This is a genomic window from Kitasatospora sp. NPDC088779 (genome assembly GCF_040685395.1).
Taxonomy (GTDB): Bacteria; Actinomycetota; Actinomycetes; order Streptomycetales; family Streptomycetaceae; genus Kitasatospora.
Genome location: NZ_JBFBHW010000005.1, coordinates 184,422 through 196,592, shown reverse-complemented (window position 1 = coordinate 196,592; position 12,171 = coordinate 184,422). Strand labels below are relative to the sequence as shown.

12 protein-coding genes are annotated in these 12,171 nt (G+C 74.2%); 7 read left to right on the top strand and 5 right to left on the bottom strand.

All coding sequences use genetic code 11. The features are described 5' to 3' along the window. Positions 1–73: 73 nt before the first annotated feature. Entirely contained in the window at positions 74–1,087 is a 1,014-nt protein-coding gene (hemE, locus tag AB0P03_RS06545) for a uroporphyrinogen decarboxylase (protein ID WP_244293679.1), read from the top strand. 56 nt (positions 1,088–1,143) lie between these two features. On the opposite strand, the gene AB0P03_RS06540 is transcribed toward hemE, so the two are convergent. After that, positions 1,144–2,124 (bottom strand): DUF4349 domain-containing protein, encoded by a 981-nt coding sequence (locus AB0P03_RS06540; RefSeq protein WP_363627967.1) that lies wholly within the window; start codon positions 2,122–2,124, stop codon positions 1,144–1,146. Positions 2,125–2,212: 88 nt separating this feature from the next. Next, entirely contained in the window at positions 2,213–2,665 is a 453-nt protein-coding gene (locus tag AB0P03_RS06535; protein WP_363627966.1) for a DUF523 domain-containing protein, read from the bottom strand. A gap of 55 nt (positions 2,666–2,720) precedes the next feature. On the opposite strand from AB0P03_RS06535, the gene AB0P03_RS06530 reads away from it, so the two are divergent. The 3 genes from AB0P03_RS06530 to hemQ are packed head-to-tail and all read left to right on the top strand — an operon-like array spanning position 2,721 to position 5,483. Then, entirely contained in the window at positions 2,721–3,293 is a 573-nt protein-coding gene (locus AB0P03_RS06530) for a Uma2 family endonuclease (RefSeq protein ID WP_363618745.1), read from the top strand. A 34-nt stretch (positions 3,294–3,327) separates the two neighbouring features. Further along, positions 3,328–4,761, top strand: a complete 1,434-nt coding sequence (gene hemG / locus AB0P03_RS06525) for a protoporphyrinogen oxidase (RefSeq protein WP_363627965.1) — start codon at positions 3,328–3,330, stop codon at positions 4,759–4,761. After that, positions 4,758–5,483, top strand: a complete 726-nt coding sequence (hemQ, locus tag AB0P03_RS06520) for a hydrogen peroxide-dependent heme synthase (protein ID WP_363580394.1) — start codon at positions 4,758–4,760, stop codon at positions 5,481–5,483. Before hemG ends, hemQ begins: the two co-directional genes overlap by 4 nt. Before the next feature lie 51 nt (positions 5,484–5,534). On the opposite strand, the gene AB0P03_RS06515 is transcribed toward hemQ, so the two are convergent. The 3 genes from AB0P03_RS06515 to AB0P03_RS06505 form a co-directional block, all read right to left on the bottom strand. Continuing rightward, positions 5,535–6,317, bottom strand: coding sequence for a TIGR04222 domain-containing membrane protein (locus AB0P03_RS06515; protein WP_363580396.1), 783 nt, complete (start codon positions 6,315–6,317; stop codon positions 5,535–5,537). A gap of 69 nt (positions 6,318–6,386) precedes the next feature. Then, positions 6,387–7,484 carry a TIGR04222 domain-containing membrane protein gene (locus AB0P03_RS06510; protein WP_363627964.1) on the bottom strand — a complete coding sequence of 366 codons (1,098 nt, stop codon included), beginning with the start codon at positions 7,482–7,484 and terminating at the stop codon, positions 6,387–6,389. 40 nt (positions 7,485–7,524) lie between these two features. Further along, on the bottom strand, positions 7,525–8,838 hold the full coding sequence (locus tag AB0P03_RS06505) for a DUF692 domain-containing protein (RefSeq protein WP_363627963.1): 1,314 nt from the start codon (positions 8,836–8,838) through the stop codon (positions 7,525–7,527). Positions 8,839–9,104: 266 nt separating this feature from the next. Between AB0P03_RS06505 and AB0P03_RS06500 the strand changes: the two genes are divergently transcribed. From AB0P03_RS06500 to AB0P03_RS06490, 3 genes are all read left to right on the top strand, one after another. Further along, entirely contained in the window at positions 9,105–10,025 is a 921-nt protein-coding gene (locus AB0P03_RS06500) for a GNAT family N-acetyltransferase (protein ID WP_363627962.1), read from the top strand. A gap of 116 nt (positions 10,026–10,141) precedes the next feature. Further along, the gene (locus AB0P03_RS06495) at positions 10,142–10,945 is read left to right on the top strand and encodes a hypothetical protein (protein ID WP_363580404.1); all 804 of its coding nucleotides are present in this window, start codon (positions 10,142–10,144) and stop codon (positions 10,943–10,945) included. Between the two features lie 121 nt (positions 10,946–11,066). Further along, positions 11,067–12,080 (top strand): MBL fold metallo-hydrolase, encoded by a 1,014-nt coding sequence (locus AB0P03_RS06490; protein ID WP_363627961.1) that lies wholly within the window; start codon positions 11,067–11,069, stop codon positions 12,078–12,080. Positions 12,081–12,171: the final 91 nt, after the last annotated feature.

Here is a 12,171-nt window from a genome sequence, read left to right as displayed (position 1 = left end):
AGACACCACGGCGGCCACCCCCGACGGCAGGCCCACCCCCGCGCGCCGCGGCGCCGCGCACGACTCCGCGTTCCTGCGCGCCTGCCGGCACGAGCCCGTGCCGCACACCCCGGTGTGGTTCATGCGCCAGGCCGGCCGCTCGCTGCCCGAGTACCTGAAGGTCCGCGAGGGCATCCCCATGCTGGAGTCCTGCATGCGGCCCGAGCTGGTCAAGGAGATCACCCTCCAGCCGGTCCGCCGGCACAAGGTGGACGCGGCGATCTTCTTCAGCGACATCGTGGTGCCGCTCAAGGCCGTCGGCATCGACGTCGAGATCAAGCCCAACGTCGGCCCGGTCATCGCGGACCCGATCCGCACCGCCGAGGACCTCAAGCGGCTGCGCCCGCTGGAGCCCGACGACGTCCCCTACATCACCGAGGCCGTCGGCCTGCTGGTGGACGAACTCGGCGAGACCCCGCTGATCGGCTTCGCCGGCGCCCCCTACACGCTGGCCAGCTACCTGGTCGAGGGCGGCCCGTCCAAGAACCACGAGCACACCAAGGCCATGATGTACGGCCAGCCCGAGCTGTGGGCCGCCCTGGTCGACCGGCTCGCCGACATCACCTCCACCTTCCTGAAGGTGCAGATCGAGGCCGGCGCCTCGGCCGTCCAGCTCTTCGACTCCTGGGTCGGCTCGCTGGCCCCCGACGACTACCGCCGCTCGGTCATGCCGTCCAGCACCAAGGTCTTCGACGCCGTCGCCTCCTACGGCGTGCCGCGGATCCACTTCGGCGTCGGCACCGGCGAACTCCTCGGCCTGATGGGCCAGGCCGGCGCGGACATCGTCGGCGTCGACTGGCGGGTGCCGCTGAACGTCGCGGCCGAGCGCGTCGGCCCCGGCAAGGGCCTCCAGGGCAACCTCGACCCGGCCGTGCTGTTCGCCCCCACCAAGGTCGTCGAGACCAAGGCCCGCGAGGTGCTGCACGCCGCCCAGGCCCTCGGCACCAGCGGCCACATCTTCAACCTCGGCCACGGCGTCCTTCCGTCCATGGACCCGGACGCCCTCTCCCGCCTCGTCGCCTTCGTCCACGAGGCCAGCGCCCGCTGACCCCGGCGGCGTGCCCCCTCCCGACCGGGCGGGGGCACGCCGTGCTCAGTCCTCGCTCAGTCCTCCGCGGGCCCTTCCCGCGGGCCGGACTCCGGGGGCAGCGCGGTCGCCGGGCGGCGCCGGCGCCGCAGCCGGTACACCAGCGCCGCCGGGACGCCCAGCACCAGCAGGAACGGCGCCACCGCCGCGAGCCCCACCGCCAGGGCGCGCACGATCGCCACCAGCACGTGCCAGCCGCCGCCCAGCGCGGAGCCGACCGACGCCCCGAAGCCCTCGCCGCCGCCCTTCGGCGGTGCCGGGGTGGGCGTCGGCGAGGCGGCCGCACGGCGCACGTCCAGCGTGACGGTCGAGAGCGAGGTCTTGCCGGCCAGCTCCTTCTGCTGCTTCTGGAGCGACTCCAGGTCGGCCTCCCGGCGGCTCAACTCGGCCTCCAGCGTGGTCACCTCGCTCAGCGACTTCGCCTGCCCCATCAGCGCCCGCACCCGCTCCACGCTCGCCTGCTGGGTCTGCACCCGGCTCGCCACGTCCGTGACCTGCTGGGTCAGATCGTCCGCCTGGCTCCTGCGGGACACCACCTGGCCCAGCGCGGCCAGCTGGTCCAGCGTCTGCTGGTAGGCGGCGGAGGGGATCCTCAGCGTCAGCTGGCCGCCCGCCTCGCCCCCCGCCGTGCTCCCCGGCCCGCCCTCCACCGCGCCGGAGACCGACTCGGCGCCGACGTAGCCACCCGCGGCCGCCGTCAACTCCCGGGCCTTCGCCAGCACCTGGGCGACGTCCCCGGTCCGCAGCGTCAACTGCGCGGTGTACGCGATCAGCCGGTTGTCCGCGACCGGCTGGGCGCTCGCCCCCGCCGCCGGAGCCGTCCCGGCGACGCTCGGCGCGGCCGCCGGTGCCGCCGGTGCCGCCGGTGCCGCCGGGGCGACGGCGTCCGCCTTCGCCGCCTCCCCCGCCCGGCCCGCACCGCCGGCGCTGCACGCCCCGACCAGCAGCACGCCCGCGGTCGCTACCGCCAGCGCCCCCGTTCCTGCCCGTCTCCCCATTCCGAAGCCCTCCCCAAGTCCGCTGTGAGATCTGCCCATTGGACGAAGGAACGCCCCGAGCGGACCCCGCCGGGAGGTCGCGACTCGATCACAGCTCGGCAGCGGACCGGACAACCTCGATGCCCGCCCGCCGCAGCAGCGCCGCCGTCACCCCGTCCCCGGGGCGCAGCTCCCCGGTGAACGTCCCGTCGTACACCCGCCCGCAGCCGCAGGACGGGCTGCGCGCCATCAGCACCGCCCGCCGCGCCCCCGCGGCCTCGGCCGCCGCCAGCGCCGCCCGGGCCCCGGCCACGAACTCCGCCGTACAGTCCGCGCCCGTCGCGTCCACCACCCGGGCCCGCCCGTCCAGCACGTCCGCCCCGTCCCCGCCGACGATCTCCGCCGCAGGGCGCGGGGTCGGCAGCCCGCCGGCCCCCTCCGGGCACACCACCACCGCCCGCCCCGCCTCGACCAGCCCCACCACGTCCGGCGAGGTCTTCGCCCGCCCGTCGTACCGGCACGGCACCCCGGCCAGACACGCACTCACCACGATCGGTTCCATAGCACACAGCCTAGGCAGCGGCTCGCAGGGCCTCGGAACTCGCTATCTTGGGAGCATGAGCGAGCTGCCGGACTGGATGTACGCGCCCAGAGACGAGGGCTGGTTTGCCGATGACCTCGACCACCTGCCGCAGGCGCCGCGCCACACCGAACTGATCGATGGGGCACTGGTCTTCGTGATGTCTCCGCAGCGCTGGTGGCACGGTGAAGTTGTCGACAACCTGAAGATGGCGCTGATTCCCCAGGTCCCGGAAGGGGCCAGGGTCGGGCGGGAGATGTCGATCAAGCTCGACAGGCGGAACCGTCCCGAGCCGGACGTTCTCGTCGTCAAGGCCAATTTCGAGAGAAAGCGCACGCAGTTCACTCCTGATGAAGTCCTGCTCGTCATCGAGGTCGTCTCGCCTGAGTCCGTAGACCGTGACCGTTTCGTCAAGGTCCGCAAGTATGCCGAGGCAGGGATCCCGCACTACTGGATCGTCGAGGAGGAAGAGGGCGGTCGGCCAGCCGTACACGTCTACGAGCTGGACCAGGCGACCTCGGCGTACGTGCCCGCCGGGATCTTCCGGGAGTCGTTGGAGCGCCCGGTGCCGTTCCCGATCATGATCGACCTGAACGCGCTGGCGGATTGAGGGCCCGGTGTAAAGACCTGCGAGACTGCGAGGCATGTCGGATGCACAGGTCGTCGTCGTCGGTGGTGGGATCGCGGGGCTGGCTGCGGCCGCCTTTCTGAGCGGGGCCGCCGGGGGGCCGGCGCGGGCGCGGGTGACGCTGCTGGAGGCGTCTGAGCGGGTCGGCGGGAAGCTGCGGGGCGGCGAGGTCGGCGGGGTCCGGGTGGACCTGGGGGCCGAGTCGATGCTCGCGCGGCGGCCGGAGGCGGTGGAGCTGGCACGGGCGGTCGGGCTGGGCGAGGAACTGGAGCCGCCGACCACCGCGAAGGCCTCGATCTGGACGCGGGGCGCACTGCGCCCGCTGCCGGGCGGGCAGGTGATGGGCGTCCCGGGCGACCTGGACGCGCTGGCGGCCTCCGGAGTGCTCACCGCCGCGGGGCTGGAGCGGGCCCGGCACGAGGGCGCCACCGAGGTCGGGGACGACGTGGCGATCGGCCGCTACGTCGCCGACCGGCTGGGCCAGGAAGTGGTGGACCGGCTGGTCGAGCCGCTGCTGGGCGGCGTCTACGCCGGGCGGGCCGAGGAGATCTCGCTGCGCGCCGCCGTGCCGCAGCTGCTGGCGATCGCGCGGGGCGGCGGCTCGCTGGTCGACGGGGTGCACGAGCTGGCCTCGCGGCCGAAGGTGGTCGGCACACCGGTGTTCCAGGGCCTGCGCGGCGGGCTCGGCACCCTGCCGGAGGCCGTCGCCACCGCCTGCCGGAAGGCGGGCGTGGACCTGCGCACTGGTGCGCCGGTGGACGGGCTGCACCGCACCCCCGGGGGCTGGCGGGTGGTGACCGGCGACGGCGAGGTGCTGCACGCGGACGCCGTGGTGCTGGCCGTCCCGGCGCCGGCCGCGGCCCGGCTGCTGCGCGCGGACGCGCCGGCGGCGGCCGCCGAGCTGGACGCCGTCGAGTACGCGGGCATGGCGCTGGTGACCCTGGCGTTCCGCCGGGCCGACCTGGCGGAGCTGCCGGCCGGCAGCGGGTTCCTGGTGCCGCCGGTGGACGGGCGGCGGATCAAGGCGTCGACCTTCTCCTCCAACAAGTGGGGCTGGCTGGGGCGTTCCGCCCCGGACGCGTTCCTGCTGCGCACCTCGCTGGGCCGCTACCGCGAGGAGGAGGCACTGGAGCTGCCGGACGAGGAACTGGTGGCACGGTCGCTGGCGGACCTCCGGGAGGCGATCGGCCTGACCGCCCGGCCGTACGACACCGCCGTCTCGCGCTTCCGGGCGGGCCTGCCGCAGTACCCGGTGGGCCACCTGGACCGGGTGGCCCGGGTCCGGGCGGCGGCGGCCGGGGTGGGGGGACTGGCGCTGTGCGGCGCCGCGTACGACGGGGTCGGCATTCCGGCCTGCATCGGCTCGGCGGCCGCCGCGGTGGCCGCCCTCGACAAACTGTTGACCCCGGCAACCGGGGAAGGTTCCACGGAGAGGACAATGGGCGCATGACTGAGACCGTTGAGCGGCAGCCGGAGCAGCAGCCCGAGAAGAAGAAGGCGCGCGACCTGAACCAGGTCATCCGCTACACCATGTGGTCGGTGTTCAAGCTCAAGGGCACGCTGCCCGAGGACCGGACGGCGCTGGCCGCCGAGGTGGACGAGCTGTTCGCCCAGCTGGCCGCGAAGGACGTGACGGTGCGCGGCACGTACGACGTGTCCGGTCTGCGCGCGGACGCCGACCTCATGGTCTGGTGGCACGCCGAGGATTCGGACGACCTGCAGGAGGCGTACAACCGCTTCCGCCGCACCGGTCTGGGCCGTCAGCTGGAGCCGGTCTGGTCCAACATGGCGCTGCACCGCCCCGCCGAGTTCAACAAGTCGCACATCCCGGCGTTCCTCGCCGACGAGCGCGCGCGCGACTACGTCTGCGTGTACCCGTTCGTCCGCTCCTACGAGTGGTACCTGCTGCCGGACGCCGAGCGGCGCGCGATGCTCGCCGAGCACGGCCAGATGGCCCGCGGCTACCCGGACGTGCGGGCCAACACGGTGGCCTCGTTCGCGCTCGGCGACTACGAGTGGCTGCTCGCCTTCGAGGCGGACGAGCTGCACCGCATCGTCGACCTGATGCGCGACCTGCGCCCCTCCCGGGCCCGGCTGCACGTCCGCGAGGAGGTGCCGTTCTTCACCGGCCGCCGCAAGCCGGTCAGCGAGCTGCTCAACGGCCTGGCCTGAGTTCCGCGGGATCGGTGAACGGGGTTCGCTTCGGCGGGCCCCGTTTGCGTGTCACGTCCGGTGGGGGCGGAGGGCGGCGCGCAGGCGGGGGTCGGGGAGGACGGCGGGGCCGTTCATGGCGACGGCGGTGAGCAGTTCGCGCTCCTCGTCGTCCGCGAGGCCGTGCTGGCGGGCCGGTCGGACCTCGCGCAGCACCTCCTGGCCGACCGGGGACGCCCAGCGGGTGTAGGGGTAGACGTCGACCCGGGCCATCAGCAGGGTGCCCGAGGTGAGCACCAGCGGCAGCGAGAACCAGGCGAGCGGGGCGACGGTGTCACCGCCGGTGAAGCCGGTGAGGGTCAGCGCGGCGGCCAGCAGGAGGAGCGTCAGCAGCAGTGCGTGCCGCACCTGCCGGACCACCAGGACGGTGCTGCGCTGGACCAGGGCCGGGGTGGCCAGGCCGGCCAGCGAGAGCCGGGCGCCGATCTCCAGGACGGTCGGGTGCTCGGCCATCGCCCGGCGCAGCCCGTCGGTGCGGCACTGGCCGTCGGGGCCGACGGTGACGATGACCGCGCGCTCCAGGCGGCTGCGGCCCCGGGGGTCGACCACCGTGGTCCAGCCGGTGTGCGCCAGGTGCAGCCGGCCCCGGCCGGCCATCAGGACGAGGGCGAGTTCGACCACCCGGTCCGGGCCGCCGGCCAGGTAGGCCGTCTCGTACAGCCCGATCCCGACGGCCTCGGGCGGGCGCAGGCCGTCCGCCTCGGCCAGGGCGTCGGCGGTGGCGGTCGTCCGGACGAGCCGGAGACACGAGAGGACCGCCGCGACGCACGCCGGTATCAGGAACAGCAACCACATGGGCTTGTTGTATGCCTGGGCCGATGGCGCGGGGAACGGCTTCCCGGACCGCGATACCGAACTGTGACGTCAGGAGCCGCAGCCGCCGCCACCACCGCAGCTCGACGAGGACGACCCGCAACTGGAGGAGGACGACCCGCAGCTCGACGAGGAGGAGCCGCAACTGCTGGAGCCGGAGCCGCAGCTGGAGGACGAGGATCCGCAGCTGCTGCCGCTTCCCCCGCAGCCGGAGGAGCCGGAGTGGGAGGAGCCGCACCAGGCCGTGGAGCCCCCGCAGGAGGACCCGGACGAGCTGCACGAGCTGGGGGGAGAGCTGGTGGAGGAGCCCGTCGAGGAGGAGGCGGCGTAGGAGCTCGCGGCGGCCGACTTCATCGCCTCGTCCTGGGCGGACGCGGCCAGCATCGCGGACCGCAGCTCGTCGTCCTCCAGCCCGGCGGTGGCCAGCCCGCCGAGCGCGAGGGCGCCCAGCAGCACGCCGCCGGTCGCCTTCGGCGACAGGCCGGCGCTCGGCGTCCACGGCGTGCCGACCTTCATCAGGGAGAGCTGGCGCCGCCCGGCCGGGGTGATCCGGCCCTTGGCCGGCCAGGTGACGAGCAGGCTGATCCCGCCGAAGACCAGGAGCACCACCGGGATCCACAGCGCGGGGCGGTCGGAGCCGGCGCCGCCCTCGTCCAGCACGTGGGAGAGGACGGTCGAGACGGCGACGCCGAGCAGCGCGAGCCAGAGCAGCCGCCGGGCGGTGCGGGCCCGCCGCAGCCGCTCGGGGTGGCGCATCAGGCCGCGGTCGGCGAGCCGGTCGCCGATCTCCTGCACGGCGGCGGAGCGCATCACGGCGCGGCGCAGCGGGGCGAGTTCACGGCTGCCGCCCGGGCCGACGGCGTCCAGGACGGCCTGGTCGACGGCGTCGTACGGCTTGTGCCCGGTGAGGGTGACCAGGCCGGCGCGGCTGATCACGGCCCGCTCGGAGAGGTGCATCCGGATCAGGGCGGTGTCGAAGACCCGGCCGGGGCCGCCGGACAGGAAGGCGGCGTCCATCAGCGGCAGGCCGCGGCCCGGCAGGCCCTGGACGTGCGGGACGTGGCCGACCCGCTGCTTGGTCCGGGACGCGTACAGCGAGGCCGCCACCAGCAGGACGGCGGGGATGACGAAGTAGGTGTTGTGCCACATGGGCGGGTTCCCCCCGAAGGTGTGCGGTGAAGGCGGGTGCTCAGCGCCGCAGGGCTCGGCGCAGACGGGCGAACGCGCCGGGCGGCCGCTCGGCGGCCGGGTGGAGCCACTGCTCCAGGGACCGGCGGTGGTCGGCGGCGAGCGGGCCGCCGTCGGCGAGCGCCCAGGCGGCGAAGGCCCGGGCGTCGGCGCGGTAGCCGCCGGTCTGCGGGTGCCGGCGGGCGTAGTCGAGGAACAGCGGCCCGTACGGCCGGCCGAGCAGGCGGGGCAGTTCGGGGGCCACCTTGGCGACGGTGTCCCGCCGTTTGGTGGCCAGGCCGGTGGACTGGGCGCGGACCTGGTCCGGGTCGAAGCCGGGCGGGACGGGCCCGCCGGCCACCAGGGCGGCGAGCAGGTCCTCCTGGCGCCGCGCCAGCCGGGCGCGGGTGCCGCTCGGGCACGCTCCCGCCGCGGTCCCCCGGGGCTCGGCGCGGGGGGCCGGTGGGGCCGTCCGCGGGGTGCTCCCCTCCAGCACCCGGCGGACGGCGTCCAGTTCGCCGGCCAGCTCGCTGGGCGGCGGGAAGTCGGCGTCCCGTTCCAGCAGGACGCCGGGTGGTGCGACCCGTGCGCAGAGTTCGGCCAGGACCTCCAGCACCGGTTCGGTGACGGGGTGGGCGTGGGTGTCGTGCCAGACGCCGTCGACCAGGGTGCCGCCGGCGACGTGGACGTAGGCGAGCGCCTCCAGCGGCAGGCGGTCCAGTTCGGCGGCCGGGTCGATGCCGAGGTTGACCCGGTTGGTGTGCAGGTTGGCGACGTCGATCAGCAGCCGGACGCCGGTCCGCTCGACCAGTTCGGCGAGGAACTGCCCCTCGGTCAGCTCTTCGTCGGGCCAGGCCAGCTGGGCGGCGATGTTCTCCAGGGCGAGCGGCACCGGGAGCTGGTCCTGGGCGATCCGGACGTTCTCGGCGATCACCCGCAGCGAGTCCCGGGTGCGGGGGACGGGCAGCAGGTGGCCGGCCTCCAGGCCGCCGGCCCGGACGAACGCCAGGTGTTCGGTGACCAACGGGGAGTCGAGGGCGAGTGCCGCCTCGGCGAGCTTGGCGAGCCGGGCGGGGTCGGGCAGGTCGGCGCCGCCGAGGCCGAGCGCCACGCCGTGCGGGACGACGGTGACGCCGCGGGCGCGCAGGACGGTCAGGGACTCGGGCAGGTGGTCGGCGCAGATGTTCTCGGCGACCACCTCGACCCAGTCCAGGCCGGGTTGGCGTTCGACGACGGTGTCGATCTCGCTGCGCCAGCCGAGGCCGACGCCGAGGCGGGGCGCGCCGTCCCGCGCCGGGGTGGCGGAGCCGGGCAGGTCCAGGGCAGGGGAGGTCATCGGTTCGCCCCCTTTCGGAGGGCCGGGTGGGGAGGCCGCCGGGTGGTGCGGGCTTCGTCGCCAGGACCGCGCGGCCGTGTGCTGAGGATGTCCCCGGGTGGGACGGCTGCCAAGCCCCGCCCGGTCTTCTCAGAGCATTATTTGAGCTTGCCGCTGCGGGGGTGAGGGACTTTGGTCCCGAGCCGGGGCCGTTGCCGCAGGTGAGGCGCACCGGCGAGGGGAAATTCGAAGGCGCCGGACGGGCGTCGGGGTTAGCGTGGGAACCCATGACTTCTTTGACGATCCGTGACTTCCGCCCCGACGACGCCGAGGCCGTGGCCGCCGCCCACCGGGCCGGGCGCGAGCACCTGGTGATGACCTCCGAGGCCCTGCTCTGGCTTAACGGCCGGCAGAGCCCGGGCGAGCACTTCCGCACCTTCGTCGCCGAGCTGGACGGCCGGGTGGTCGGCGCGGTGCGCTGCGCGGTGGTGCTCGGGACGACGACCACCGGCGTCGGGTACGCCAACGGCAGCGTGCTGCCGCAGTTCCGGCGGCGCGGCGCGTCCACCGCGCTGCTGGCCGCGGCCGAACGGCACCTGGCCGGGCACGGAGTGAGCGAGCTGCACACCTGGCTGGACGACGAGCCCGCCTCGCTGGCCTTCGCCGCCGCCCGTGGCTACGAGCTCGGGCGCGCGGCGCAGTTCGGCGGACGGGACTTGGCGCTGCCGCTGCCGCAGGCGCCCGTACGGCCGGCCGGCGTCGAGCTGCGCCCGGCCGGAGACTGGGCGGCCGACCCACGCCCGCTGTTCCTGGTCGAGGCGGACGCCATCCAGGACGAGCCCGGCGAGGTGCCGATGGACGCCCTGGACTACGAGGACTGGCTGCGGGGCGACTGGGCCCGGCCGGACCTGGACCGGGCGCTGACCGTCGTCGCCGTGGTGGACGGCGAACCGGCCGCGTTCAGCATGGCGCAGACCGACGGGGTGGACCGCTACTGGTCCGCGTTCACCGCCTGCCGCCGGGAGTTCCGCGGGCGAGGGCTGAGCAAGCTGGCCAAGCTGGAGTCGCTGCGCCTGGCGGCCGCGGCGGGCTACCGGCGCGCGTACACCTCCAACGACGAGACCAATGCGCCGATGCTCGCGATCAACGCGTGGCTGGGGTACGAGCGGTGCGCGGGGGAACGCAAGGGGATCAAGCGCTTGAAGTGACGCCGGGTGCGGCGATCCTGACGGTGGGAATTGCCGCGAGGGGGGTATTTCCGGCCACGGAGGGGACTTAACCAGGGCACACAGTTCGTGGTCGAGTCTTCCTCCGTGGGGATGATATGGAGATCCTGCTCCAGGTGTTCATCGCATCGGTTCCGGCCGTGATCGGATTCCTCGCGGCCCGCTCCCTCGCCCGGACCAGACTGTTCCTGCGCTACGGCTTCCTGCGGGCGCTGCTGGCGCCGTACAGCCGGGTGCAGATCATCACGCCGAGCATCGAGGTCGCGGAGTTCGCCTTCACCACGGACGGCTGCCAGCTGACCAGCCGCGGGCCGAAGAACGTGCTGTTCATGCCGATGGCCGAGGCCAGGGCGATAGCGGGGCTCACCGACCTGCTGCGGAAGGTCAACCGGAAGGCGACGATCGAACTGGTGGTGGCCGGCGCGCAGGATCCCCGGATGCCGACGTTCTCGATCGGGGGCCCGAGCGTCAACTCCTATTCCGGCGGCGTGCTGGACGCGGTGTTCCCGGATTTCGCCATCGAGTACCCGGACGAGGCCCGCGCCCGGTGGGGCGGAATGACCTTCGAGGCGCTGTACAACCCAGCCGGGGAGCTGATCCGCGACCACGGCTTCATCTTCGTGACCCGCACGCCCCGGCAGGCGCCCTGCATCGTGCTCTGCGGGGTGTTCGCCTTCGGCTCCGCGATGGCGGTGGAGGCGTTGACCGCGGCGAGCCGCAACTCCCCGCTGGCGGCGCTCTTCCGCTCGGGGGAGAAAGGATTCGTCGCGGTGGAGGGGCGGGTCATAGGCCTGGACACCGTCGACGTCACGGTCGAGGTCTGCCGCACCCTGCCCGCGCCCCGGTCCGACGTCCCGTCGGGATTCCGGGGCGAGGTGTCCACGGGTCGTCCCGACGGTTGAGACGATTGGTCTCGACCACGAGGGGCGAAACCGGACAGCTCGGGAGAGTCTGGGGCAGCAACTCCTGGCAGCCGTACAGGTTTTGCCCCGCCCCTGACACACTTTGGGCATAATCGCGCACATGACGATCAACCGTGCGAACGTGAGCGCGATTGCCGAGGACCTGTACGTGTGGCTCCCCCCGAAGCGGGGCTGGGGCCTGGCCAACTGCGGGCTGCTGGCCTCGGCGAAGACCGCGCTCTGGATCGACACCCCCTACGACCCCACCCTGGCCGGGAAGTTCCTCGCCGCCAGCCGCCGCCTGCTGCCGGCCGGGGTCGAGGTCGACCGGGTGATCGTCACCCACGCCAACGGCGACCACCTGTGGGGCGCCGGAGTCGTCCCGGACGCCGAGGTGATCTCCACCCGTGAGGCGCTGGAGCACATCCACTACGAGCCCACCCCGCAGCAGCAGCACGCCCTCGTCGTCGGCGGCGACCCGGACTCCCCGCTCGGCGGCTACCTCAGGGAGCACTTCGGACGGTTCGACTGGTCCGCCACCGACCCCGTGCACCCCGACACCGTCTTCACCGGCGAGCTGGAACTGCGGGTGGGGGAGTACCCGGTGCAGGTGACCGGCCTGCCCGCCGCCCACACCGGCGGCGACCTGATCGTCCACCTCCCGTACCAGCGCGCCGTCTTCACCGGCGACGTGATCTTCGGCTCGACCCCCGAGTACCCCGGCGACCACCCGGTGCACTGGGCCGGCCCGCTGGAGAACGTGATCACCGCCTGTGAGCGGATCCTGGCCACCGGCGCCGAGATCTTCGTCCCCGGCCACGGCCCTGTGCTCGACCGCGACGGGGTTCGCCACCACATCGCTTACCTGACGTACGTCCGGGAGCGCGCGCACGCCCTGCACACCGCCGGGATCCCCGCGCTGGACGCCGCCCGGCGGGTGATAGCCGAGCAGCGCCACCCCGAACTCGGCCTGCCCGAGCGGCTGGTGCTCACCGTCGCCGCCGAGTACCGACACCTGGACGGCACCGAGGTGCCGAACGTCCTGGTGGCCATGGGCCAGGTCGCCCAGGTGGCCCGCGAACTGGCCGAGGACGCCGCCCGCAGCCCGCGCCCGCGCGCCGCCGCCCGGGACTGACCGCCCGGGACTGACCGCCCGGGACCGACCGCCCGCCGCGCCCGGGCCGGACCACCGCCGGCCCCGGCCCCGGCAGCAGCCGACCAACCGG

Coding starts and splice junctions, on each gene's coding strand:
- AB0P03_RS06510 (WP_363627964.1), bottom strand. CDS start 7,484: ATGTGGCACAACACCTACTTCGTCATCCCCGCCGTCCTGCTGGTGGCG.
- AB0P03_RS06490 (WP_363627961.1), top strand. CDS start 11,067: ATGACGATCAACCGTGCGAACGTGAGCGCGATTGCCGAGGACCTGTAC.
- AB0P03_RS06495 (WP_363580404.1), top strand. CDS start 10,142: ATGGAGATCCTGCTCCAGGTGTTCATCGCATCGGTTCCGGCCGTGATC.
- AB0P03_RS06535 (WP_363627966.1), bottom strand. CDS start 2,665: ATGGAACCGATCGTGGTGAGTGCGTGTCTGGCCGGGGTGCCGTGCCGG.
- AB0P03_RS06530 (WP_363618745.1), top strand. CDS start 2,721: ATGAGCGAGCTGCCGGACTGGATGTACGCGCCCAGAGACGAGGGCTGG.
- AB0P03_RS06505 (WP_363627963.1), bottom strand. CDS start 8,838: ATGACCTCCCCTGCCCTGGACCTGCCCGGCTCCGCCACCCCGGCGCGG.
- hemG (WP_363627965.1), top strand. CDS start 3,328: ATGTCGGATGCACAGGTCGTCGTCGTCGGTGGTGGGATCGCGGGGCTG.
- AB0P03_RS06515 (WP_363580396.1), bottom strand. CDS start 6,317: ATGTGGTTGCTGTTCCTGATACCGGCGTGCGTCGCGGCGGTCCTCTCG.
- AB0P03_RS06540 (WP_363627967.1), bottom strand. CDS start 2,124: ATGGGGAGACGGGCAGGAACGGGGGCGCTGGCGGTAGCGACCGCGGGC.
- hemQ (WP_363580394.1), top strand. CDS start 4,758: ATGACTGAGACCGTTGAGCGGCAGCCGGAGCAGCAGCCCGAGAAGAAG.
- AB0P03_RS06500 (WP_363627962.1), top strand. CDS start 9,105: ATGACTTCTTTGACGATCCGTGACTTCCGCCCCGACGACGCCGAGGCC.